The organism is Stenotrophomonas sp. I18B00994, from assembly GCF_014145825.1.
Taxonomy (GTDB): Bacteria; Pseudomonadota; Gammaproteobacteria; order Xanthomonadales; family Xanthomonadaceae; genus Stenotrophomonas; species Stenotrophomonas maltophilia.
This window is the reverse complement of the sequence record NZ_JACIUW010000006.1, coordinates 112,547-136,388: the sequence shown is the minus strand read 5'-3', so window position 1 is coordinate 136,388 and position 23,842 is coordinate 112,547. Positions and strand designations below refer to the sequence as shown.

Annotated in this window: 22 protein-coding genes; 9 read left to right on the top strand and 13 right to left on the bottom strand. The window is 67.7% G+C overall.

The window, feature by feature from the left end:
* Positions 1-4 precede the first annotated feature (4 nt).
* Positions 5-2,065 carry a glycoside hydrolase family 99-like domain-containing protein gene (locus H4O10_RS08600; RefSeq protein WP_033835486.1) on the bottom strand — a complete coding sequence of 687 codons (2,061 nt, stop codon included), beginning with the start codon at positions 2,063-2,065 and terminating at the stop codon, positions 5-7.
* A gap of 116 nt (positions 2,066-2,181) precedes the next feature.
* Here H4O10_RS08600 and H4O10_RS08595 point away from each other — a divergent pair, with 116 nt between their 5' ends.
* Positions 2,182-2,769 (top strand): alpha-ketoglutarate-dependent dioxygenase AlkB, encoded by a 588-nt coding sequence (locus H4O10_RS08595; protein ID WP_049397562.1) that lies wholly within the window; start codon positions 2,182-2,184, stop codon positions 2,767-2,769.
* Between the two features lie 86 nt (positions 2,770-2,855).
* Here the strand turns inward: H4O10_RS08595 and H4O10_RS08590 are convergent, their stop codons facing one another.
* Genes H4O10_RS08590 through H4O10_RS08575 form a run of 4 tightly spaced genes read right to left on the bottom strand, consistent with a single transcriptional unit; the run spans position 2,856 to position 6,374 of the window.
* Positions 2,856-3,497, bottom strand: a complete 642-nt coding sequence (locus tag H4O10_RS08590; protein ID WP_049397563.1) for an ABC-type transport auxiliary lipoprotein family protein — start codon at positions 3,495-3,497, stop codon at positions 2,856-2,858.
* Positions 3,494-4,420: an MlaD family protein gene (locus H4O10_RS08585; protein WP_033835489.1), complete on the bottom strand. Its 927-nt coding sequence runs from the start codon at positions 4,418-4,420 to the stop codon at positions 3,494-3,496. The genes H4O10_RS08590 and H4O10_RS08585 overlap by 4 nt, the downstream gene beginning before the upstream one ends.
* Before the next feature lie 3 nt (positions 4,421-4,423).
* A complete protein-coding gene (locus H4O10_RS08580; protein WP_033835490.1) occupies positions 4,424-5,251 on the bottom strand; it encodes an ABC transporter ATP-binding protein in 828 nt (275 codons plus the stop codon).
* A 1-nt stretch (position 5,252) separates the two neighbouring features.
* Entirely contained in the window at positions 5,253-6,374 is a 1,122-nt protein-coding gene (locus tag H4O10_RS08575) for an ABC transporter permease (RefSeq protein ID WP_005408002.1), read from the bottom strand.
* A 93-nt stretch (positions 6,375-6,467) separates the two neighbouring features.
* Here H4O10_RS08575 and H4O10_RS08570 point away from each other — a divergent pair, with 93 nt between their 5' ends.
* Positions 6,468-7,727 (top strand): threonine/serine exporter family protein, encoded by a 1,260-nt coding sequence (locus tag H4O10_RS08570; RefSeq protein ID WP_005408003.1) that lies wholly within the window; start codon positions 6,468-6,470, stop codon positions 7,725-7,727.
* 80 nt (positions 7,728-7,807) lie between these two features.
* On the opposite strand, the gene H4O10_RS08565 is transcribed toward H4O10_RS08570, so the two are convergent.
* The 3 genes from H4O10_RS08565 to H4O10_RS08555 all read right to left on the bottom strand — a co-directional run bounded on the left by H4O10_RS08565 (position 7,808) and on the right by H4O10_RS08555 (position 11,092).
* On the bottom strand, positions 7,808-8,191 hold the full coding sequence (locus H4O10_RS08565) for an H-NS histone family protein (RefSeq protein ID WP_005408004.1): 384 nt from the start codon (positions 8,189-8,191) through the stop codon (positions 7,808-7,810).
* Positions 8,192-8,414: 223 nt separating this feature from the next.
* Positions 8,415-10,118: a proline--tRNA ligase gene (locus H4O10_RS08560; protein ID WP_005408005.1), complete on the bottom strand. Its 1,704-nt coding sequence runs from the start codon at positions 10,116-10,118 to the stop codon at positions 8,415-8,417.
* 599 nt (positions 10,119-10,717) lie between these two features.
* A complete protein-coding gene (locus tag H4O10_RS08555; protein ID WP_005408006.1) occupies positions 10,718-11,092 on the bottom strand; it encodes a DUF4124 domain-containing protein in 375 nt (124 codons plus the stop codon).
* A gap of 80 nt (positions 11,093-11,172) precedes the next feature.
* Between H4O10_RS08555 and pssA the strand changes: the two genes are divergently transcribed.
* Genes pssA through rimI form a run of 3 tightly spaced genes read left to right on the top strand, consistent with a single transcriptional unit; the run spans position 11,173 to position 12,949 of the window.
* On the top strand, positions 11,173-11,949 hold the full coding sequence (gene pssA / locus H4O10_RS08550) for a CDP-diacylglycerol--serine O-phosphatidyltransferase (RefSeq protein WP_005408007.1): 777 nt from the start codon (positions 11,173-11,175) through the stop codon (positions 11,947-11,949).
* Positions 11,946-12,455, top strand: a complete 510-nt coding sequence (locus H4O10_RS08545) for a hypothetical protein (RefSeq protein WP_049454429.1) — start codon at positions 11,946-11,948, stop codon at positions 12,453-12,455. Before pssA ends, H4O10_RS08545 begins: the two co-directional genes overlap by 4 nt.
* Positions 12,452-12,949, top strand: coding sequence for a ribosomal protein S18-alanine N-acetyltransferase (rimI, locus tag H4O10_RS08540; RefSeq protein WP_032964690.1), 498 nt, complete (start codon positions 12,452-12,454; stop codon positions 12,947-12,949). The genes H4O10_RS08545 and rimI overlap by 4 nt, the downstream gene beginning before the upstream one ends.
* A 104-nt stretch (positions 12,950-13,053) precedes the next feature.
* On the opposite strand, the gene H4O10_RS08535 is transcribed toward rimI, so the two are convergent.
* The 4 genes from H4O10_RS08535 to H4O10_RS08520 form a co-directional block, all read right to left on the bottom strand.
* On the bottom strand, positions 13,054-13,875 hold the full coding sequence (locus tag H4O10_RS08535) for an EamA family transporter (RefSeq protein ID WP_049402246.1): 822 nt from the start codon (positions 13,873-13,875) through the stop codon (positions 13,054-13,056).
* 150 nt (positions 13,876-14,025) lie between these two features.
* A complete protein-coding gene (locus H4O10_RS08530; RefSeq protein WP_049454431.1) occupies positions 14,026-16,854 on the bottom strand; it encodes a valine--tRNA ligase in 2,829 nt (942 codons plus the stop codon).
* A gap of 72 nt (positions 16,855-16,926) precedes the next feature.
* A complete protein-coding gene (locus tag H4O10_RS08525) occupies positions 16,927-17,352 on the bottom strand; it encodes a DNA polymerase III subunit chi (RefSeq protein WP_005408012.1) in 426 nt (141 codons plus the stop codon).
* 82 nt (positions 17,353-17,434) lie between these two features.
* Positions 17,435-18,913 carry a leucyl aminopeptidase gene (locus H4O10_RS08520; protein WP_049454434.1) on the bottom strand — a complete coding sequence of 493 codons (1,479 nt, stop codon included), beginning with the start codon at positions 18,911-18,913 and terminating at the stop codon, positions 17,435-17,437.
* A 104-nt stretch (positions 18,914-19,017) separates the two neighbouring features.
* On the opposite strand from H4O10_RS08520, the gene lptF reads away from it, so the two are divergent.
* Entirely contained in the window at positions 19,018-20,100 is a 1,083-nt protein-coding gene (gene lptF / locus H4O10_RS08515; protein WP_005408014.1) for an LPS export ABC transporter permease LptF, read from the top strand.
* A complete protein-coding gene (lptG, locus tag H4O10_RS08510; protein ID WP_033834372.1) occupies positions 20,097-21,203 on the top strand; it encodes an LPS export ABC transporter permease LptG in 1,107 nt (368 codons plus the stop codon). The genes lptF and lptG overlap by 4 nt, the downstream gene beginning before the upstream one ends.
* Positions 21,204-21,392: 189 nt before the next feature.
* Here the strand turns inward: lptG and H4O10_RS08505 are convergent, their stop codons facing one another.
* Entirely contained in the window at positions 21,393-21,884 is a 492-nt protein-coding gene (locus H4O10_RS08505; RefSeq protein WP_033834373.1) for an RDD family protein, read from the bottom strand.
* Positions 21,885-21,940: 56 nt separating this feature from the next.
* Between H4O10_RS08505 and xerD the strand changes: the two genes are divergently transcribed.
* The gene (gene xerD, locus H4O10_RS08500) at positions 21,941-22,918 is read left to right on the top strand and encodes a site-specific tyrosine recombinase XerD (protein WP_049453430.1); all 978 of its coding nucleotides are present in this window, start codon (positions 21,941-21,943) and stop codon (positions 22,916-22,918) included.
* 100 nt (positions 22,919-23,018) lie between these two features.
* Entirely contained in the window at positions 23,019-23,801 is a 783-nt protein-coding gene (locus H4O10_RS08495; RefSeq protein WP_005408019.1) for a DsbC family protein, read from the top strand.
* Positions 23,802-23,842 lie beyond the last annotated feature (41 nt).

Genomic DNA, 23,842 nt, shown 5'->3' with positions numbered 1-23,842 from the left:
AGCCTCAGCGTCCTCGGGCGTAGGCATATTCCGAGGAGGAAGCACGCGGGGGAGCGCCTTCCACCTCGGAGGTGTCGGCCACAGTGAACCCGGCAGCGGACACCACGGCTCCGGTCGCACGTTCGATGGCATGCGCAAGCGTGCCATCGATCTGCCCGGCTTCGGTGTCGAACATGCTCGGAAGCAGATGGGCATCGAGCAACGGGCGCAGCGCCGGCAGGCGCACCCAGAACATGCTGCCGGACGCGAACTGCCCGTCACCAGGCGCGCTGTCCAGGCCCAGCAATGCCCAGAGCCGCTCCATGCGCAGTGCATTGCCGCCGATGTAGTCTGCCACCTTCAGCAGGTGGCCTGCCGGAGCCATCAGGCCGATGCGGGGATCGGCCTGCAGATGGGCGAGGTTCGCGGCAGCCCGGGCAGTGCCCAGCAGCGCGTCGACCATCTCGCGCCGCCACTGGTCGCCGTTGTCGCGATGGCTGGAGCGTTTGGTATGCAGCTTCAGCACCAGTGATTCATTCTGCTGCAGCAACCGGTCGGCTGCGTGCAGGAACGGCAGGACGTCACGGCCGTGGTTGTCGTAGACCCAGATTTCAGCGGTCAGGCCCTGCGCATCGACGATCGACTGCACCTGTGCCTGACGCTCCCCTGTGGTGGTGATGACCAGGCGTGCCTGTAGCCCGCTGTCCTTCACCGCCTGCAACAGCTCCGGCAGCGCATCCAGGAACCACGCGTGGATGACGATGCAGGGACGCGACGGAGCGGCCTGCGCGGGGACCAGCGCGCGCCGGGTGGCCTGCAGCCAGGCATGGCCGAGACGGGCATCCGGTTCAAGAACAGCGCTTTCCGCCCATTCGTTCCAGGCGTTGATGAACACCAAGCGCTGGGCCTGCGGTACATCGCGCAGCCGCTCGTGCACCGTGTCGTGCAACCAGTCGCTGTAGCCACGCGGCGAAGCATGCAGCAGCACGCGTCCGCGCCCTGGCCGCCGCGCCTCGTTGTCCCAGCCCGGGTTGACGCCTGGATACAACGGATAGTCCGCCAGCGGTGCACGGCGCATCTGCGCCGCCAGCTCACGCCAGTCGCGCACGTCGCCTTCGTAATCTGGATTGAGCAGGAACTGCGTGGTGTTCAGCTGGCGCGGAGCGGCAATGTTCGGTGGGAATTCCACTGCGGCATCGAAGCCGATATCGCGGGGATCCGGGCGTTCGAAACTCTGCACGTAGGCCAGATGGATCTCGCCGATGCCGTTGTCACGGCACCAGCCACGCCAGCGCGCCGCCGTAGCCTTGGGATCGGGCAGCAACTGCGGCCGGTACAGCAAAAGCACCGGTCGTCCCTCGACCTTCAACGCACGCCGGTCGCGCAGGTAATCGGCAACGTGGGCGATGAACGCCAGGTCATCCTCGGCACTGTGCTGTTGGCCGATCAGTACGTCCTGGTTGCGCCCATCCCAGCGCCGGGTCCAGTTCTCGTTGGCCCAGCACAGGCAGAACGGCAGTTCAATCGTGCTGTCGGCCAGCCATTGGCGCAGGGGCTGCTCCATCAGCGTGTGGCCACTGAACCAGTAGAAATAGAAGCAGAACGCGCCGATGCCATGATCGGTTGCCAACCGTGCCTGCGCGCGCAGCGTCTCGCCAACACGAAGGTCGTAGAAGCCCAGATCACCGGGCAGGCGCGGCTGCACATGCCCCTCGAACTGCGGCAGGGCACGGCTGACGTTGCGCCATTCGGTGAAGCCCTTGCCCCACCAGGCATCGTTCTCTTCGAACGGATGGAACTGCGGCAGGTAGAAGGCCACCAATGTGGCCGGCAGAGCTGCCGGCAGGGACGCCTCTTCCGCGGCGGCGTAGCCGATCGCACGTTCATCGGCGCGCTGCAGTGGACGGATGCCGTCGGCAGCGGCGCCGATGCGACCACGTGGCGGAGGCGGACTCCAGCTGCCAATGCGGTCCAGGCCCCGGTTGCGCAGCCGATCACGCAACGACGCCGGCATCGGCAGGGCACGGAACAGTGCGCGCAGGACCGAGAAGGTGAGCTGCCGGACTCCGGACGCTGCACCGCTCATCGATGAAGCCCGGCAAGGAAAAGAGTGCGCATTGTTCGGGGCCAGCAACGGGACTGCCCTCATTTTCCGGCAATCGCCGCTGCAACGGCAAATCCACCAGGTGCTACTGTGCCGCCATGCTGTTTCCCCACGACCTCCCCGATGCCGACGTCCAGCACCGCCAGGCCTGGCTGTCTCCTGCCGAAGCCGATGCCTTGCAGCGTGATCTGCAGGCCGGCGTGCCGTGGGAGGTCCATCGCATCCGCATGTTCGGCCACTGGGTGGATTCGCCGCGGTTGAGCTGCTGGATAGGTGATCCGCAGGCGCGTTATCGCTACTCGGGGGCGGAATTCGTGCCGCACCCGTGGCCGCCGTCTCTGCAGGGCATGCGCGAGCGCCTGCAGGACGATGGCCTCGGCCGCTTCAACAGCGTACTGCTGAACCGCTATCGCAGCGGCGGCGATTACATGGGCTGGCACAGCGACGACGAACCCGAACTGGGCCCGGCGCCGGTGATCGCCTCGCTGAGCCTGGGCGCGGCACGGCGTTTCCTGCTGCGCCGGCGTGATGATCCAGCGCGCAAGGCGGAATACCTGCTCGGCCATGGAGACCTTCTGGTGATGGCGGGGCAGACCCAGCGTCATTACCAGCACGCGTTGCCGAAGATGGCGCGGCTGCAGGGCGAGCGGATCAACCTGACGTTCCGCTGGATCGCGCCACGTTGATACGGCGCCGCCGGGCATGGCCCGGCGCTACCCGTTTCGCGCGGCGGTAGCGCCGGGCCATGCCCGGCGAGCAAAGCTGGGATGCATCAGCGCTTGGCCGCCACGGTGTCGTTCTGCCCGCTGACCAGCGTCCACCCCACCATGTCCTGCGCCAGCTGCTGCAGGCCGCGCTCGAACGCGGCGGTCACGGCCGGCACATCGGTGCTGCCGACCGGCTGTGCCTGGCGGAAGGTGCGGTCGGCCACCACGCGCTGGTCGGCGACGTGGATCAGCTTGGCGTTGACCTCGATCACCACCGTCGGCGTGGCCTGGCCCTGGTAGTCCGATTCGAAGCGGCGTACGTCGGTGGACAGCTTGTAGTCGGCGCGGATGCCGGCGGTGCTGCGGGCCACGCCGCGGATGCGGCCGGAGTCCTCGAAGCCACGCAGCAGGGTGTCCTCGATCATGTCGGTGGCCGGCTGTGCCCAGCTGGCGCCCTTGTAGATCTCCAGCTGCGACGGCGTCGGCCGCACGTTGATGCGCGGGCTGTCGACCATGCGTGCGGCGCTCGGCTTGGCCAGTACCAGCTGCCAGCTGGCCTGCGGCCACGCCGGATCGGCCTTCACCTGGACGGCGGGCGAGTACAGCGTCACTGCGGTTTTCTCGCTGCTGCCAAGGATGGAGCAGCCGCCCAGCACGGCAACCATCGAAGCGGCCAGCAGCAGGCGCGGAAGGGTGGTCGGGCTCATTTGGGTTCGAACTCCTTCGGTGCGTCGCGGCCCAGCAGGTAGCGCGCGGGATTGTTCTCGAGGCGGTCGCTGACCCGGCGCAGGTCGCGGATCAGGCCGCGCAGTTCGGTCAGCGTCGGGCCCAGCTGGCCGAGGCCATCATTGGCGAAGCTGTTGATCGCGGCGCGGTTCTCGCCAAGGATCGAATCGGCGTTGCCGGCGGCCGAGTCGAGCTTGGCCAGCGTGCCGTCCAGCTTGTCGATGATGCCCGGAAGCTGCTGCACCAGATTTTTATCCAGACGCTCGATGGTGCCGTTGGTGGTCTTCAACGTGGTGTCCAGGCTGCGGGCGGCGTCGCGCGCGCTGAGCAGCAGCGCCTGCGTGCCCTGGTCACGGTCGGCCAGGCCGCCGCTGATCGTCTCCAGGTTGGCCAGCGTCGCGTTGATCGAGGCCACGTTGCGGTCGCTGAGGATCTGGTCCATGCGCTCGACGATGCGGTTGGCGACGTCGGTGATGTTCTGCAGCGCCGACGGCGTGGTCGGGATGATCGGCGCCGGGTCCTTGTTGACCGTGGTCAGCGCCGGCGACTGCGGCGTGCCGCCGCTGAGCTGGATGATCGATGGGCCGGTCAGGCTGGTGATCGCCAGTTTGGCGCGGGTATCGGTCTTGACCGGGGTGGTCGAGTTCAGGCGGATGCGTGCGACCACCTGGCGCGGGTCGTCCGGCACCAGGTTCAGTTCGATGATCGAACCGACCGCGATGCCGTTGTACTGCACCGGGCTGCCCACCGACAGGCCGGTCACCGCCTCGCGGAACACCACGCGGTATTCCTGCCAGGTGCGGTCGGAGGAGTACTTGGCCGCCCACAGGCCGAAGGCCAGCAGGGCCAGGCCGGTGATCAGGGTGAACGCGCCGATCAGCACGTAGTTGGCTTTGGTTTCCATGGCTCAGGCACTCTCGATCTGTTCGCCGCGCGCGGCACGCGCACGCGGTCCGTGGAAGTATTCCTGGATCCACGGATGATCCAGTTTCTCGATGTCCGGCAGCGGCGCGTTGGCCACCACTTTGCGGTCGGCGATCACCGCGACCCGGTCGCAGATGGCGTACAGCGTGTCCAGGTCGTGGGTGATCAGGAACACGGTCAGGCCCAGCGCTTCCTGCAGGGTCTTGATCAGGCGGTCGAACGCGGCCGCGCCGATCGGGTCGAGGCCAGCGGTCGGTTCGTCCAGGAACAGCAGCGGCGGGTCCAGCGCCAGCGCGCGGGCCAGGCCGGCACGCTTGCGCATGCCGCCGGACAGCTGCGAGGGCAGTTTGTTGATCGCATCGGCGGGAAGGCCGGCCAGCTTCACCTTCAGCAGCGCCAGCTCGTAGTGCCAGCGCTCGGGCAATTCGCGGTGGTGTTCCTTCAAGGGCACCTGCACGTTCTCGCCCACGGTCAGTGAAGAGAACAGGGCGCCGTCCTGGAACAGCACGCCGGTATTGCGTTCGATGTGCAGGCGGCTCTCGGCGTCGTCGGCACGCGCATCGCGGCCCAGCACCTCGATCTGGCCGGCGTCGGGTGTGCGCAGGCCCAGGATCGAGCGCATCAGCACCGACTTGCCGGTGCCCGAGCCACCCACCACGCCCAGGATCTCGCCACGGCGCACGTCCAGGTCCAGGTCTTCATGCACGGTCTGGCTGCCGAAGCGGTTGACCAGCCCGCGAACGCGGATGGCCAGGTCATGGCCGTCGTCGTCCTGCATGGAAATGTCTTCGGGGGTCGGATGCGTGCTCATGTCACCAGTCCATGTGCATGAACCACAACGCCGCGAAGGCGTCGATGATGATCACCAGCGAGATCGTCTGCACCACGCTGGAGGTGGTGCGTTCACCGACCGACTGCGCCGTGCCTTCCACCTTCAGCCCTTCCAGGCAGCCGATCAGGCCGATCACCAGCGCGAACACCGGCGCCTTCGACAGGCCGACCAGCATGTGCCGCACTTCCATCGTCTCGTGCATGCGCGCGATGTACATCTGCGGCGGGATGTCGAGGTCGAACGCGCCGACAGTGATGCCGCCGGCCAGGCCCGCGATCATCGCGATGAAGGTCAGCAGGGGCAGGGTGACCAGCAGCGCCAGCAGGCGTGGCAGCACCAGCAGGTCGATCGGATCCAGACCCAGCGTGCGCATCGCGTCGATTTCCTCGCGCGCCTTCATCGCGCCGATCTGCGCGGTGAACGCACTGGCGGTGCGGCCGGCCAGCACGATCGCGGTCAGCAGCACGGCGAACTCGCGCAGGAAGGCAATGTTGACCAGCTCGACCACGTAGATCTCGGCGCCGAAGTCGCGCAGGATGGTCGAGCCGAGGAAGGCGATCACCGCGCCAACCAGGTAGGACAGCAGCGCCACCAGCGGTACTGCGTCCAGCCCGACCTGCTCCATCTGGTGGACGGTGGCGGTCAGGCGGAAGCGACGGGGCTCCTTGACCAGGCGCGCCGCTTTGACCAGGTTCTCGCCGAGGAAACTGCACAGCGCCTTGATGTTGTGGCCAGTGGCATGGACGCTGACACCGAGCCGTTCCAGCGCCGCCAGCACGCCGAAATCGCGCTTGGGCCGGGGCCGGTCGTCGGCCACTTCCTCGATGGTGCAGACCAGCGCCTGGTGGTCCGGCCGGAACTGCAACGCGTCCTCGCCAAGGTCGGCGCGATGCGCTACGCGCAGTACCTGCAGCACGCCGGCCGAATCCATCTTCTCGATGCCGGTGGCGTCGATGCCGGTCAGCGTGTCGGGAACGCCGCGCAGGACTTCGGCCGCGGCCAGCGCGGTCTTCAAGGTCCAGGTGCCGGACAGGCGGATCAGGCCCGGGTCATGGGCATCCTGTTCGAGCTGGGGGGCGTGGTTCGGGGTCACTTGGGCCATTCGGGTCGCAGCATAACCGTTCTGTCTGGGGCATCGCGTCGAACCCGGATGAATTTATCCAGTGCGGCCCGGCAGTAGGTAATACTACGGCGCATGTCCGCAGACGCTCACACGATCCCCACGCCCCAGGCCACCTACGCGCAGCGCGTGGCCTTTGTTTCCGAGATCGCCGGACGCCTGCACAGCTACGGCACCACGGCCCAGCGCCTGGAAACGGCGGTGGTGGCACTGGCCCGCCAGCTCGATCTGGATTGTGAACCGTGGTCGAATCCCACCGGTATCATCCTCAGTTTCAGCGATCCGGCACAGGCGATCGGCTCCAGCGACATCACCCGCGTGATCCGCCTGGCGCCCGGCGAGAACGACCTGCACAAGCTCAGCGTCGCCGACCATATCGCCGAGGAAGTGGCCAACGGGCGGATGAGCATTGCCCAGGGCCACACCGCGCTGCGCCAGTTGGACAAGGATCCGGGCCGGCGCGGCAAGCTGCGCACCATTCTTTCATTCACCCTGGGCGCGGCCGGCGTGGCCGGCATGTGGAAGCTGCCGTGGCTGGACATCGCCACCGCCGGTGTCATCGGCCTGATGATCGGCCTGCTCGGCATGGTCACCGACCGTCGCCCGGCCACCCGTGAAGCGGCCGAGGCGCTGGCGGCGCTGCTGGCCGGCATGGTCGCAACCCTGGTCGCGTCCTTTGTTGGCGCACTCAACCTCAACACGGTGATCATCGCCTCGCTGGTGGTGCTGCTGCCGGGCATGTCGCTGACCAATGCGGTCAATGAACTCGCCAGCCAGCATTGGGTCTCCGGAACCGCGCGCTTCGCCGGCGCGTTGACCACCATCATGAAGCTCAGCGTGGGAGCGATGATCGCGGTGACCCTGGCTGATGTACTCGGCCTGGACCCGGTGATCCGCGCCACGCGGCCGCAGGGGCCGTGGGTGGAGTGGGGTTCGCTGCTGACCGCGGCATTCGCCTTCGCGATGCTGTTCAAGGCCAACCGGCGCGATTACCCGTGGGTGATCGCGGCCTCGGTGGCGGGTTACGCGATCTCCAAGTTCGGCGGGCACGCCTGGGGCGCGCCGGCCGGCATCTTCCTGTCAGCGATGCTGCTGACCGCCGGTGGCAATCTGTTCGGCCGCCTCGTTGGCCGCCCAGGAGCGATCATCCGCCTGCCCGGCATCATCATGATGGTGCCCGGCAGCACCAGCCTGCGCGGCGTGCTGACCCTGGTCCAGCAGCAGGACGTTGGCGCGGGCCAAAGCGTGTTCCTCACCGTGCTCAACGTGGTGATGGCGCTGGTGGCCGGCCTGCTGTTCGGCAACCTGCTGATGCCGGCGCGCAAAACGCTGTAGGTGTGGACCGTTGGCCCGCACACCGAAGAATGAAAAACGCCGGCTTCCGCCGGCGTTTTTCATTGCATCCCGATCCGGCCTCAGGCCTTCTTGATCAGGAAATCTTCCGGCTTCTTGTTGCCCTTGGCGGTCAGCTCGGCCATCCAGCGCGGCTGCTTGCCACGACCGGTCCAGGTTTCCTTGGGGTTGGCCGGGTTGCGGTACTTCGGGGCAACCTTGCCCAGCTTGCGGCCGGCGGTCTTGGACGGTGCCTTGGCTGCCGGGGCGGCTTTGCGCGCGCGCGGTGCCGGGGCGCCGCCGAACAGTTCTTCGATGGTGTAACCCTCGGTCTTGGCCAGCTTGGTCAGCTGGGCCCGGACCTTGGTGATTGGCCGGCGCTTGGCGACGATGGTCTGCTGCTTCTTGGCGGTACGGATCAGGGCGCCCAGCTCGCGTGCCGACAGGCCGGTCAGGTCAATGCTCATTTACGGTTACTCCGGAAACTAAAATGTGGACGGGACGAGCCAGTCCATGGCGTCGCGGGACAGAATAGAGATGAATTAATCACAGCACAAATGCAGGCGGGTCATGGCCTGGCAGCATCCCGGCTGCATTGCGTCGATTTTGACCGGATTATGTCCGCTGCAATATTGCTCAACTGGGCGACAGGCAAAAAAAAGACCGGGGCATGCCCCGGTCTTCTCCTGATCAGCCCTGCAGTCGCTGCAGCAGGGTGGCCTTGTCCAGGCTTTCCGCTTCGCTGGCGCGGCGCGAGCGGTACTCGTAGGTACCGGCGGCCAGGCCGCGCTCGCTCACCACCACGCGGTGCGGAATGCCGATCAGTTCCATGTCGGCGAACATCGCGCCCGGGCGCAGGCCGCGGTCGTCGAGTGCCGCGTCCAGGCCGGCGTCGCGGAGTTCCTGCAGCAGGCTGGCAGCAGCATCGGCCACGGCGGCGTCGCCCTTCGGGTTGATCACGCACACCACCACCTGCCACGGCGCCATCGCGTCCGGCCAGATGATGCCGGCATCGTCATGGTTCTGTTCGATCGCGGCAGCCACCACGCGCGAGATACCGATGCCGTAGCAGCCCATCGCCATCACCGCCGCCTTGCCGTTCTCGTCCAGCACGGTGGCATCCAGCGCTTCGGCATATTTGCGGCCGAGCTGGAACACGTGGCCGACTTCGATGCCACGGGCGATCTTCAGTTCGCCACCGTCCAGCGCGCGGTCACCGGCACGCACGTTGCGGATGTCGGCCACTTCCGGTTCCGGAAGGTCGCGGCCCCAGTTGACCCCGGCCAGGTGGAAACCGGCCTCGTTGGCGCCGACGACGAAGTCGGACATCGCGGCCACTTCGCGGTCGGCGACCACGCGGATGGCCTTGGCCGGGGCGACCGGGCCGAGGAAGCCCGGCACGCTGCCCAGGTACTCGGCGATTTCCGCCTCGCTGGCGAAGCGCTGTTCGTCCAGGCCGGCGACCTTGGCCAGCTTGATCTCGTTGACCTCATGGTCGCCGCGCACCAGCACCAGCACGAACTGCTGTGCTTCGCCTTCACCGGCGATCAGCGCCACCGACTTCACCGTGCGCTGCAGCTCGATGCCGAGCAGCGCCGCGACGTCCTCGCAGGTTTTCTGGGTAGGGGTGTCGACCTTGCGCATGGCTTCACTGGCAGCCGCACGCGGTGCCGGATCGGCGGCGATCGCCGCTTCCATGTTCGCGGCGTAGTCCGAACCGGTGGAGAACACCAGCGCGTCCTCGCCGGAATCGGCGATGACGTGGAATTCCTGCGAGGCATCGCCACCGATCGCACCGGAGTCGGCCTGCACCATGCGGAAGTCCAGGCCGAGGCGGGTGAAGATGCGGCTGTAGGCCGACTTCATGTTCTCGTATTCGCGCACCAGGCACTCATCGTGCAGGTGGAACGAATAGGCGTCCTTCATCAGGAATTCGCGCGAACGCATCACGCCGAAGCGCGGGCGGATCTCGTCGCGGAACTTGGTCTGTACCTGGTAGAAATTCACCGGCAGCTGCTTGTAGCTGGACAGCTCGCTGCGCGCGAAGTCGCAGGCGGCTTCTTCGGCAGTCGGGCTGTAGCAGAACACCTGGTCCTTGCGGTCCTTGATCTTCAGCAGCTGCGGGCCGAACTTCTGCCAGCGGCCGGTCTGCTCCCACAGTTCCTTCGGCTGGATGGTCGGGATCTGGAATTCCACGGCACCGGCGCGGTCCATTTCCTCGCGCACGATGCGTTCAACCTTGCGCAGCACGCGCAGGCCCAGCGGCGACCAGGTGTACAGGCCCGATGCCAGCTTGCGGATCATGCCCGCGCGCAGCATCAGCCGGTGGCTGGTGAGCTCGGCGTCGCTGGGGGTTTCCTTGGTGGTGTGCAGGTGGAACTGGGAGAGGCGCATCGTCGGCTTCGGATAACGGCAGAGACGCCTATTCTGCCAGCCCGGCCGGGGAGAGGGGTATCGGCAGGGCTGCGCCCTGCACCCGCGGTAGTGCCGGCCGCTGGCCGGCAACCTCAGAAGCAACTGCCGAAGCAACAGCGGGCTTCCCGTGGGATGGCGGGGTGGGTCCGGTTGCGGGAGACGCCGTAAACCCATCCATGGGGGCTTGGCCGCGGCATCCATGCCGCGGACACTCCCGCAACCGGACCCACCCCGCCATTGACAGGCCCCGCGATCTGTTGGACATGCGGATGGGGTCAGATCCGTTTTCCGCAGGAAAACGGATCTGACCCCGGATTCAATTCGAGATCTGACAGATTTCATCCACGCATGGCGTGGATCTACCACCGTCACCAGGAACCTGTCGGGGGTGGGGCGGTGTGGGTTGGCAGGACCGTTGGCGCCATGGATGGCGCCATCGAGCCCCCAGGGATGGGTTTACGGCGTGTCCTGCCAGCCCACACCGCCCCGCCAAACCAGTAGAAAACCAGAGCCGCTTTGGCATTTGACGTTGCCGTTGCTTGAAGCAGGTGCAGGGCTGCAAGCCCTGCCGATAACCCTCACTCTGCCGGGCAGTAAGCCTTGATGGCGGCCTCCGCCAATCCCTTCTGCGCGCTGCGCTGTTCCGCGGTCAACGCGGTATCGGCCTTGCCGTCGCCATTGGTGTCCTGCATCACCTGGCCGGAGCCTTCCAGCAGGGCCAGGTTGGCACGGGCGGTGCTGCACTGCTCCGGCACCGGCGCGGCCGGGGTTTCGGCGCTGGCCGCGGCCTGCGGGGTGCGGGCCTGTTCGCGGGTCTCGAACTTCTTGCCCGCCGGCGGGGTCTCCGAATACTGGGTCACGCCATGGGCGTCCTTCCATTTATAGACCGGGCCGGCCACGGCGTTGGCACTGGCCAACAGCAGCAGGCATCCAAGGCAGGACAGGGCACGCATGGCAAACTCCGCGGAATGGGCGTAGAACGCCGATTGCAGCATTGGCGCCGAGCACTGGCAAGTCGATTAAACTGGATTCCATGGACCCGATCACACCGCCGCCGCGTTCGCGCACGATTTACCTGCTGCCCAACCTGTTCACCACCGCCGGCCTGTTCGCCGGCTTCTACGCGATCATCGCCGCGGCCAACGGGGATTTCGTCAATGCCAGCATCGCCGTGTTCGTGGCGGCGGTGATGGATGGCCTGGACGGGCGCGTGGCGCGCCTGACCGGTACCAGTAGCGAGTTCGGCGTCCAGTACGACTCGCTGGCCGACCTGGTCAGCTTCGGCATGGCCCCGGCGCTGGTGATGTACCACTGGTCGCTGTCGTGGCTGAAGTTCGATGACCCGCTGCTCGGCCGCGTCGGCTGGGCCGTGGCCTTCCTGTATGCCGCCTGCGCGGCGCTGCGCCTGGCCCGCTTCAACACCCAGGTCGCGGTGGTCGACAAACGCTGGTTCGTCGGCCTGGCCAGCCCGGCCGCGGCCGGGCTGATGATGTCCTTCGTCTGGGCCTTCGCCGATGGCAACCTGGGCTGGGACGGCAACCAGCTGCGCTACGTGGCGTTGGCGGTGACGATCGTCGCGGCGCTGTTGATGGTCAGCCGTATCCGTTTCTGGAGCTTCAAGGGTGGCGGCGCCAAGGGCACCCGTTCCGACCGCGTGCCGTTCCTGGTGCTGGCCCTGGTGCCGGTCGCCATCGCCATCGCGGTCATTGATCTGCCGCGCGTGCTGTTCGCGGTCGGCATCCTGTACGCCTTGTCCGGCCCGGTGATGTGGGCCGTGCAGCGCCTGCGCAAGAAGCCCGAGGCCGCGTGAGCCAGGAACTGCCCGTGCTGTGGTCACCGGCCCAGCAGGCCTGGCTGCAGGCCATGGGCTACACCGTCTATCACGACGGCCAGTTGGCTGCGGAGCTGGATGCCGCGCTGCAGTTGAGCGTGGCCGAAGCCGATGCGGCTGCCGCGGCTTCGGCGGAACAAGTGCGGGCGGGTTCGGCCTCCATGCGGGAACACCCTGCCGAAGCCGCACCCGCTCCTCACCAGGAACGCCCGGCACCTACGCGTCGCGAGACCCCCGTCACCGCACCGGATACCGCACCGGCAACGGCCCGCCCGCTACCGGGTGGCAATGCGCGGCAGCCGGTGGTGCGGCTCCCGGATCGCCTGCAGATCGCATTGCTGCGTGCCTCCGGCTGTAATCCCAACGACCCTGCCACGCAGGCGCTGATGGACAGCTGGCCGCTGGACCAGCTGCGTCAGGACCCGGCCGCCAAGCGCGCGTTGTGGCCGCAGCTGCGCGCCCTGCGCAAGCGGGGCGCACCATGAGTGCGGTCAGCCAGCCCGGCCCGGTCAGCCTGCGCGCATTGCGCGAGAGCGACCTCAATGCGGTGATGGCGATTGAAGTGCGTGGGTATCCATTCCCATGGACCCGCGGCATCTTCGTTGATTGCCTGCGTGCCGGTTATCCCGGCCTGGCGATGGAGCGCGATGGCCAGCTGATCGGCTACGGCGTGCTCAGCATTGCCGCCGATGAGGCACATGTATTGAACATCTGCATCGATCCGCTGGCGCAGTCGCGTGGGCTGGGTCGCCAACTGCTGCGCGCACTGGTGCAGCTGGCAGGCAACCGCGGTGCGCAGCGTGTGTTCCTGGAAGTGCGTCCGTCCAACACGCCGGCGCTGGCGCTGTACCACAGCGAAGGCTTCAACGAGATCGGCCGTCGTCCGCGCTACTATCCGGCCGCACAGGGCCGCGAAGACGCGGTGGTGATGGCGATCGAACTGGTCGACGGCGACCTGCAGACGATGCCGCCGCTGTAACGGAGAAGGGTTGCCGGCCAGCGGCCGGCACTACCGGTGGATCTCCGCTGTCATCGACACGTCACCTGCCGTGGTAGGTGCCAACCTTGGTTGGCACGCTTTTCTCACGCCAGCCGCAGTGCCAACACACCGCCGACGATCAGCGCGGCCGCCAGCCAGCGCGCACGCGGAATCCGCTCGCGCAGCACGAACACCGAGATCAGCAACGCGAACAGGATCGAGGATTCACGCAGCGCCGAGACCATCGCCACCGGCGCCTGGGTCATGGCCCACAACGCCATCGCATAGGAGGCGGTGGTGCCGACGCCACCGGCCAGTCCCAGCGGCCAGTGCTGGCGCGCATAGTCCAGCACCGCGCCGCCGCGGGTGTACAACGCCCACAGCGGTAGTGGGATGCCTGACAGCAGGAACAGCCACAGCGTGTAACTGAGCGCGCTGCCGGACTGGCGCGCGCCCTGCGCATCGACCAAGGTGTAGGTGGCGATCATCGCCGCGGTCAGCAGCGGCAGCCGCAGCTGGCCGCCACGTGTGCCCAGTGCCATGCACAGGATGCCGGTGCTCACCAGCACCACGCCCAGCCACGCCGCCGGGGGCAGTTGCTCGCCCAGCAGGGTGCCGGCCAGCGCAACCAGGATCGGCGCGCTGCCACGCATCAGCGGATAGGCCAGGCTCATGTCGACCTGCTGGTAGCAGCGTGCCACCAGTCCGTAGTAGGTCACCTGCAGCAGCACGGATGCAGCCAGCCAGGGCCAGCTGTGCGCGGCCGGGAACGGCAGGAAGGGCAGGGCGGCCGCCGACAGCAGCGCGGCGCTGCCGGTGACCAGCACGGTGCCGAGGAATTTGTCCGGCCCGCGTTTGACGATCGCATTCCAGCTGGCATGCAGGGCCGCAGCCGCGAGGACCAGCAGGAAAATGGAAAGAGGCATCGGGCGATGATGCCATGCGGGGCAAATGTTCCGGGTTTGGTGGGTGCCAACCTTGGTTGGCACATCGCTCAGTGCGGACCAAGGTCCGCACCCACCAGAGCGGGGCAGGGCAGGTGCCAACCCCGGTTGGCACGCACCAGAGCGCGGCGCTTACAGCTTCGCGCGCTGCTCGCGCAGGCCGGCCAGCTGGGTGTTCCAGTCGGCCAGTCGCACGCGCTCCTGCTCGACCACGGCCGGCGGCACCTTGTCGGTGAACTTGGCCAGCTTGGTCTCGCTCTTTTCCTTCTCCGCTTCGACGCGGGCGATTTCCTTGTCCAGGCGCACGCGCTCGGCATCGAGATCGACCAGGCCTTCCAGCGGCACCAGCAGCTTCAGCTCGCCCACGATCGCGGCGGCGGCCGGCGGTGCGCTTTCGCCTTCGGCCAGCCACTGGATGCTGTCCAGCTTCAGCAGGAACGACAGCGAGGCGCTGAAGCGTTCGATGCGCACGCGGTCCTGCTCCAGCCCGGCCTGCAGGCGCAGCGGCACCAGCTTGGACGGCGCGACGTTCAGCTCACTGCGCACGCGGCGCACGGCACTGATCACCGCCTTCAGCCATTCCACGTCGGCCTCGGCCTGGGCGAAATCGCCTTCGAACTCGGCGGCGGTCGGGTACGGGCGCAGCGACAGCGTGGTTTCGGTCAGGCCCAGGCGCGGGGCCAGCTGCTGCCACAGCTGTTCGGTGATGAACGGCGTGAGCGGGTGCAGCAGGCGCAGCAGCGCTTCCAGCACGTACAGCAGGGTGTGGCGGGTGCTTTCGGCGTCGGCGGCGTCTGCACCGTTCAGTGCCGGCTTGCTCAGTTCCAGGAACCAGTCGCAGAACGCGTTCCAGGCGAACTCGTACAGGCACTGCGCCAGCAGGTCGAAGCGGTAGGCGGCGAAATGGCCCTGCGCTTCGGCGGTGGTGGCGGCCAGGCGCGCGAGGATCCAGCGCTCGGCATCGGTACGCGGCCTGGGCACGCCGGTGAACGCCGCGCCCTCGGTGTTCATCAGCGCGAAGCGGCTGGCATTCCACAGCTTGTTGCAGAAGTTCTTGTAGCCCTCGGCGCGGTTCATGTCGAACTTGATGTCGCGGCCGTGGGTGGCCAGTGCCGCGATGGTGAAGCGCAGCGCATCGGCACCGTGGGCGGCGATGCCGTCCGGGAATTCCTTGCGGGTGGCCTTCTCGATCTTCTCAACCATCTTCGGCTGCATCAGGCCGCCGGTGCGCTTGGCGACCAGGTCGTCCATGGTGATGCCGTCGATGATGTCCAGCGGGTCGAGCACGTTGCCCTTGCTCTTGGACATCTTCTGGCCCTGGCCGTCGCGGATCAGGCCGGTGAAGTAGACGTCCTTGAACGGGATCTTCCCGACCAGGTTGTCGGTGGCCATGATCATGCGCGCCACCCAGAAGAAGATGATGTCGAAGCCGGTGATCAGCACCGACGACGGCAGGTAGCGGTCGAAGCCGCGCTCGGCCATGGCCTGCTCGTTGGGCCAGCCCAGGGTGGAGAACGGCCACAGCTGCGAGGAGAACCAGGTCTCCAGCACGTCGCTTTCCTGGTTCAGCACCACGTCGCTGGCCAGGTTGTGCTTCGCCCGCACTTCCTCTTCGCTGCGACCGACGTAGCAGCTGCCGGTGGCTTCGTCGAACCACGCCGGAATGCGGTGGCCCCACCACAGCTGGCGACTGATGCACCAGTCCTGGATGTTGTTCATCCAGTGGCGGTAAGTGTTGATCCAGTTCGGCGGCACGAAGGAAATGCTTCCATTCTCGACCAGTTCCAGGCCGCGCTTGGCCAGGTCGTCCATCTTCACGAACCACTGGTCGGTCAGGTACGGCTCGATCACCTGGCCGGTGCGGTCACCGCGCGGCACCTGCAGCTTGTGCGCCTTGGTCTCGACCAGGATGCCCAGGTCTTCCAGTTCGGCCAGCACGGCCTTGCGCGCGGCGTAGCGGTCCAGACCCTGGAAACGCTCCGGCGCGTTTTCGTTCAGCGCTGCCACCGGGGTGAACAGGTTGATCATCGGCAGGCTGTGGCGCACGCCCACTTCGTAGTCGTTGAAATCATGCGCTGGGGTGACCTTGACCACGCCGGTGCCGAACGCGCGGTCCACGTAGTCGTCGGCGATCACCGGCACGCGGCGGCCGGTCAGCGGCAGCACCACGCTCTTGCCGATCAGGTGCGCGTAGCGCTCGTCTTCCGGGTGCACCATCACCGCGGTATCGCCCAGCAGGGTTTCCGGGCGGGTGGTGGCGACCACCAGGTAGTCGCGGGTTTCGCGCAGGGTTTCGACGCCGTCGGCATCGCGCTCGACGTGCTCGTAGCTCAGGCCCTCATCCAGCGTGTAGGCGATCGACCACAGGAAGCCGTCTTCCTCGGCGCTCTCCACTTCCAGGTCGGAAATGGCGGTCTTCAGCACCGGGTCCCAGTTGACCAGGCGCTGGCCGCGGTAGATCAGGCCCTGCTCGTACCAGCGCACGAAGGCTTCGTTCACTGCCGCCGACGGCTGCGGGTCCATGGTGAAGGTGCTGCGCGACCAGTCGGCGGAGGTGCCGAGGCGGCGCATCTGGCGCTCGATGGTATCGCCGGACTGCTGCTTCCACTCCCAGACCTTGCCGATGAAGCCTTCGCGGCCCAGCGAATCACGGGTCTCGCCCTTGCCTTCCAGCGCCAGGTTGCGGCTGACCACCATTTCGGTGGCGATGCCGGCGTGGTCGGTACCGACCTGCCACAGCGTGTCGTAGCCGCGCATGCGGTGGTAGCGCACCAGCGCGTCCATCAGGGTCTGCTGGAACGCATGGCCCATGTGCAGCGTGCCGGTCACGTTCGGCGGCGGCAGCAGGATGGTGTACGGCTCGCCCGTGCCGGACGGCTTGAAGTGGCCGGCCTTCTCCCAGGCCTCGTAGAGGTCGGTCTCGAAGGACTTCGGGTCGTAGCTGGAGGCGAGTTGGGTCATGCGGGGGAACCAGGAGGTAATCGTTGAAGGATCAGGGCGCGGCGGCGGCCCATCAAGGGGGCCGGGGCGCGCTTACATGTCGTGCTTGTTCAGCTCGTAACCGGCGGCCTTGTACTGGCGCCAGCGTTCGCGCAGCGGTTCGCGCGCTTCCGGATCGGCCGGGACCACTTCCAGCACGCGTTCGCACTGGCCCAGCCAGGGTTCATCGCGCAGGTTGATCACCAGCGGGCGTGCCGGCGCGTCGGTGCCGGGTACTGCGATCAGCACCAGGGCCTCTTCCTCGTCCATGTCTTCGCCGGCGATCTGGTGCGGGATGTAGGCATCGTTGTCGAACGCCCACAGCAGCTCGTCCAGCTCCTCGGCCTGGGCCTGGTCGCGGGCCAGCACCAGGGTGAACAACCCGGCGTCGTTGGCCTTGCGCGCCAGTTCGCAGACCAGGCGCAGCGGCTCGGTCAGGAAGCGGGGCTTGGCGATCAGGTAGAAGTCGGCGCGGGGCATGGCAGGATCCGGGTCAGGCAGGGGCCCGGCGGTGCCGGGCGAGGCCCTGGCCAGCGGGGGCCGGCCAGGGTCGGGTACGGCATCAGGCGCGGGCGGCCTGGTCCAGCAGCCACTGGCTCAGCAGGCCGACCGGGCGGCCGGTGGCCATGCCACGCTTGCCTTCATCGCTGGCCACGCCGGCGATGTCCAGATGGGCCCAGCGCTGGCCTTCGGTGAAGCGCGACAGGAAGCAGCCCGCGGTGATCGCGCCGGCCCAGCGGCCGCCGATGTTGTAGACGTCGGCGAAGGTCGAATCCAGCATCGGCTGGTACTCGTCCCACAACGGCAGGCGCCAGGCGCGGTCGAACACATGCTCGCCGGCGGCCAGCAGTTCATTGGCCAGGTCATCGTGCTTGCTCATCAGGCCGGCGGTCTGGTGGCCCAGGGCGACCATGCAGGCACCGGTCAGGGTGGCGACGTCGACCAGCGCGGCCGGTTCGAAGCGCTGCGCATAGGTCAGCGCATCGCACATGATCAGGCGGCCTTCGGCGTCGGTGTTGCCCACTTCGATGGTCTTGCCCGACATCGAGGTGATCACGTCGGACGGGCGGTAGGCGTTGCCGTCGATGGCGTTTTCCACCGCCGGCACCACCACCACCAGGTTCAGCGGCAGCTTGGCCTTGACCGCGGCGACGAAGGTGCCGATGACGTTGGCGCCACCGCACATGTCGTACTTCATCTCTTCGATGCCGCCCTGGGTCTTCAGGTTGACGCCACCGGTATCGAAGGTGATGCCCTTGCCGACCAGCACGTACGGCTTGGCGTCGCCGCCGCCGGTCCACTTCAGCACCACCAGGCGCGGGCGGTTGGCCGAACCACGGGCCACGGCCAGCAGCGAGCCCATGCCCAGCGCTTCCATCTGGTGCTCGTCGAGGATCTCGGCCTCGGCACCGTCATGCTCACCGGCGAACTTCACGCCCACCTCGGCCAGGTAGGCCGGGGTGCAGTAGTTCGGCGGCAGGTTGCCCAGCTCGCGGGCGAACTCGACACCGGCGGCGATGGCCTGGCCCTGGGCCAGGGCCTGGGCGTCGTCACCGGCGATGGCCAGCTGGGCCAGGCCGGCGTCGTCGGCCTTCTTCTTGCCCAGGGTGGCGGTGTAGCGGTAGGCAGCGTGATCGGCGGCGATCACCGCCTGGCGGATCGCCCAGGCCGCGTCGCGGTCCTTGATGGCCACTTCGGACAGGGTGAACAGTGCGCTGCGGGTAGTGCCCGCCTTCAGCGCGCGCACGGCGTCGCCAACGGCCTTCAGGTACTGCGGTACACCGAAGCGGGCGGCGTCGCCGAGACCGACCACCAGCACGCGCGGGGCGGACACGCCCGGCAGGTCGTGCAGCAGGGTGGTGGCGCCGGTCTTGCCGGACAGGTCGCCGCGCTGGGCCAGCGAGGCCAGGCGGCCGCCGCTGGCGGCGTCCAGGGCCTGTGCGGCGGGGGTCAGGGTATGGTCGGCATACGCGCCGACCACCAGGCAATCAACGGCGGCGGCGGCCGGAGCAACGTGGTTCAGGGTGAATTCGAGGGCCATTGAGCAGATTCCATTGGCGAGTCCGTACAATCGCAGGCCGTTTACGCCCAGACAGTAGACTGGGCGGCACCGCGAACGAACCCCAGAGTTTAAACCACCGCCCCATGCTGAAGCTCGACCGATACCTGCTGGGCGATTTCGTCCAGAGTTTCCTGGCTACCCTGATCGTCCTGCTGGTGGTCAGCGTGGGCGGCGTGCTGGTGGACATCCTCGGCAACATCGCCGACGGGCGCCTGCCGGCCAAGCTGCTGTTCTCCCAGCTGGGCCTGCAGTTCATCGCCTACCTGCCACTGATCCTGCCGCTGGCGTTGATGCTGGGCCTGCTGCTGGCGGTGGCCCGTCTCTACCGCGACTCGGAAATGGCCGTCATCACTGCCATTGGCGTGGGCCCCAAACGCCTGCTGCGGCCGCTGCTGATGCTGGTGGTGCCGGTGGTGGCGCTGGTCGGCGCCTGCTCCTTGTGGCTGGGCCCGTGGGCCGGCCGGGTGGCCGAGCAGATGATCATCGAGGCCAATCGAAGCGTGCTGATGGCGGGCCTGGAGCCGGGCCGCTTCACCCAGCTGCCCAATGGTGGCGTGGTCTACCTGTCCTCGATCTCGCCCGATGGTACCCAGCTGGGCCGGGTCTTCCTGCAGCGGCAGAAGGACGATCGTCTGGAAGTGGTGTCCGCCGCAGGGGGGCGCATGTTCTTCGAAGGCGCCCGCCAGCGCTTCCTGGAGCTGGATGATGGCCACCAGGTGGAAGGACCGGTGGCCGGGGGGCTGGATTACCGTCTGGCCACCTTCGCCCGCAACGATGTGGCCCTGCCCGACGGTGCGCAGACCCGTACCGGCGATGATCCGGAACTGATGCCGACCACGCAGCTGTTCGGCGATGACCGGCCCGAGGCGCAGGCACAGCTGCATCGCCGCCTTGCCCCGCCGTTGATCGCGCTGGCGTTTGCGCTGCTGACCGTGCCGCTGGGCCGCAGCTCGCCGCGCCAGCAGCGCTACGGGCGGATGATGCTGGCGCTGATGGCCTACATGGTGGGCACCAACCTGATGTTCATCGGCAGTGGCTGGATCGCCAATGGCAAGATTCCGCCTGCGCTTGGCCTGTGGTGGCTGACCCTGCCGCTGCTGGCGCTGGCGATCTGGATGTATGCACGTGATGGCCGCCTGGGCCGCCCGAAGGGAGCCCGCGCATGAGACTGCGCCCGATGCGTTTCGACCTGTATCTCGGCCAGTCGGTGTTCACCACGGTGCTGCTGACCTGGGCCGTACTGGTGGGCCTGGACGTGGTGATGGCGTTTTCCGGCGAGTTCAAGGACATCGGCAAGAACGGCTACACCTTGGGGCATGCGGCCGCCTGGGTGCTGTATACGGTGCCACGCCGTGCCTACACCATGTTCCCCACCGCTGCGGTGATCGGTGCGCTGATGGGCCTGGGCCAGCTGGCCGCGACCTCCGAGCTGACCGCGCTGCGTGCGCTGGGCCTGTCGCGCAAGCGCCTGAGCGTATCGGTGGCCATCGCCCTGTCGTTGCTTACCGCAGTGATGGTGCTCAGCGCCGAGACGCTGGGCCCCTGGGGCCAGGACCGTGCCGATGCGCTGAAGTCCAGTGCCAAATGGGGGCGGGACATCTCCACCACCCGCTATTCCGGCCTGTGGGCGCGCGAGGGCGATACCTTCCTCAGCGCCGCCGGTGGCGAAGAGCAGCTGGTGGGCGACAAGGGCACGCGGCTGATCCTGCGTGACGTGCGCCTGTATCGCATCGCCGAGGATGGTCGGATCGCCTCGCTGACCCATGCGGACACGGCCGAGCATGACCGTGACGGCTGGGTGCTGACCGGCGTGCGCCGCGATACCTTCGCTGAACGTTCGGCCACGCGCGAGGAAGTGGCGCGCGAGCCGTGGAACTCCAAGCTGGACGCCGGCGCGCTGGCCACCGGCATCGCCAAGCCGCGCAACCTCAGCGTGGCCGAACTGCGCACCAGCATCGAATACCGCGAGCGCAACGGTCTGGATGCGCGCGACTACGAGGATGTGTACTGGAGCCGCTGGTTCTACCCGGTGAACGTGCTGGCGCTGTGCCTGGCGGCGGTGCCGTTCGCGTTCGGCTCGCTGCGCAGTGGTGGCATGGGCAAGCGCCTGTTCCTCGGCATCCTGTTCGCGCTGGGCTTCTGGCTGCTGCAGCTGTTCTTCGGTCGCATGGCCGGCGCGTTGAAGTTCGATTACCGCATTGCCTATGCGTTGCCGCCGATCGTGATGCTGGCGATATCGGGATTGCTGTTCCGGCGCAAGTCGGGCTGATCATCGTTGTTGTAGAGCCGAAGGTAGCGGCAGGAGCCGCTGCCAACGTCGCTGGCGACGGCCTGAAGGGTGCCGGCCGGGACGGCAGGCATAGCCCACGCTCGGCTGCTTTGCGCGCACCGCCCGCCAACCGAGCTTCGGCTCGACTCTACACAAGCGCCGCGCAGGATCGGATTGAAAGGTGATGCGTTACCGCTTCGGCATGCGCAGCAGGCGGGTGCCGCTGGCGCGGTCGTGCCAGGTCAGCCGCTGGCGGTCAGCCCATGCCCACCAGAATCCCAGGCCGCCCAGCAGCAGCGACAGCGTGCCCACCACGAAGCGCAGCCAAAGCTGCGTGCGTCGCAGGGGCGCGCCATCACTCGATTCCAGCTTCAAGCGCCACGGCCGCATGCCCAGCGTCTGCCCACCGCGGCGCCAGCTGGCCGTGGCATACCACCCCGTGACCAGCCAGCACACCGCCCACAGCAGCCACTGCCAGGCGCTGAACGGTGCGATGTTCTCGCGCTGGGCGTGGCCGCTGAAGGTGTAGGCAAGGGTGAACAGGGTGCCGGCCAACATCCACAGCGCCAGCACCGGCAGCGCGTCGTAGACCATCGCCAGCACGCGCCACAGCAGCAATGCACGCGGGCGGGGCAGCTCGGTAGTGGCCGCAGGGGCCGTATCAATGGCGGGGCGGGACATGCGCCGAGCATACGCAATGCTGGCCGCATCCGCAGTGGCCCTCGTATCCTGCACGCATGGCCCTTGTTTCCACCCCCGCCGAACGCCGCCAGCTGGTCCAGCAACTGCCTGAACTGCGCGCCGACGACAGCATGCGCATCCAGCGCTTCCTCGATGCGATCTGGGCCGAGAACGGTCTGGCCCGCGCCACCCTCGACAGCTACCGGCGCGACCTGGAAGGGCTGGCTCGCTGGATGGATGGGCGCGATGGTGGCCTGGCCGGCATCGAGCGCCCGGGGTTGTTCGACTACCTGGCCTGGCGCACCCGTCATGGCTGGTCGCCGCGCAGCAATGCGCGGTTGCTGTCGGCGCTGCGGGCGTTCTTCGCCGATGGCGTGCGCCGTGGCGAGCGCGGCGAGGACCCCAGCGCGCTGCTGGATCCGCCCAAGCTGCCACGATTGCTGCCCAAGGCGCTGGCCGAAAGCCAGATCGACGCGCTGTTGGCAGCGCCGGATATCGACAGCCCGCTGGGCCTGCGCGACCGCGCCATGCTGGAGTTGATGTACGCCGCCGGCCTGCGCGTGAGCGAGCTGGTGCTGCTGCCGGCCACCGCGGTCAACCTGCGCCAGGGCGTGCTGCGGGTCACCGGCAAGGGCAGCAAGGAACGGCTGGTGCCGCTGGGTGAGGAATCGCAGCACTGGCTGGAGCGCTATCTACAGGCATCGCGCCCGCTGCTGGTCGGCAAGGGCAAGGTGCAGGCGCTGGCCGATGGGCAGACCCCGTTGTTTGTCGAGCCGATGCTGCATGCGCTGACCCGGCAGGCGTTCTGGCACCTGGTCAAGCGCCACGCGCAGGTGGCCGGCATCGACCCGGCGCGGATCAGCCCGCACGGCCTGCGCCACAGCTTCGCCACCCATCTGCTCAACCGCGGTGCCGACCTGCGCGCGCTGCAGATGCTGCTTGGCCACAGCTCGTTGTCGACCACCCAGATCTATACCCTGGTGGCGCGCGAGCACCTGCAGAAACTGCACGCCCGGCATCATCCGCGCGGCTGAGCCGTGTCCTGAACCCCGGCCCCGGGCGGTGCGCGGCGTCGCGGCCCGGTGCCGGTGGCTGTGTCAGAATCCGGGGTCTTCTTCTGTCGCGGACTGCTCCATGCTCCGATTTGCCATCGCCGCCGTGTTCGGTGCGCTCAGCCTGACTGCCTGCGCCCAGCCGGCCCCGCCAGCCGCCAAGGCGCCTGCCGCTGCTGCCAAGCCCGGCCCGGCCGCCAACGCGCCAGCCGACCAGGCCGTGCGCGCCGCGTTGACTGCCCTGAACCCCGGTTTCAAGGTGGACTACATCGGTGCCGCGCCGTTCCCCGGCTTCCGCGAGGTGGTCGTTTCCGGCCAGCTGCTGTACGTGTCCGACGACGGTCGCTACCTGTTCCAGTCGCAGCCTTACGACACCCGTGCCAAGGGCCCGGCCAACAGCGAAGGCCTGCTCGGCTACCGCCGCGATCTGCTGGCCAAGGCCAACCATGGCGACCGCATCGTGTTCGCCGCGCCGAATGCCAAGTACACCATCAGCGTGTTCACCGACATCGAGTGCGGCTATTGCCGCAAGCTGCACCAGGACATCGCCGAGCTCAACCGCAACGGTATCTCCGTCGAGTATCTGGCATTCCCGCGCATGGGCCTCGGCAGCAAGGACTACACCGACATGATCTCGGTCTGGTGTGCGGCCGATCGCCGCCAGGCACTGACCAACGCCAAGCGCGGTGGCAACGTGCCGGCAAAGAACTGCACCAACCCGGTGGCGATGCAGTACGCACTGGGCCAGCAGCTGGGCGTGAACGGCACGCCGGCGATCTTCGCGCCGGACGGCACCCAGCTGGGGGGCTACCTGCCGCCGGCGCAGCTGCGCGCGGCGCTGGAAAAACTGTCGGCCAAGCGCTGATCGGCGCCGACCTTTTCCTGTAGAGCCGGGGATGCGTGTCG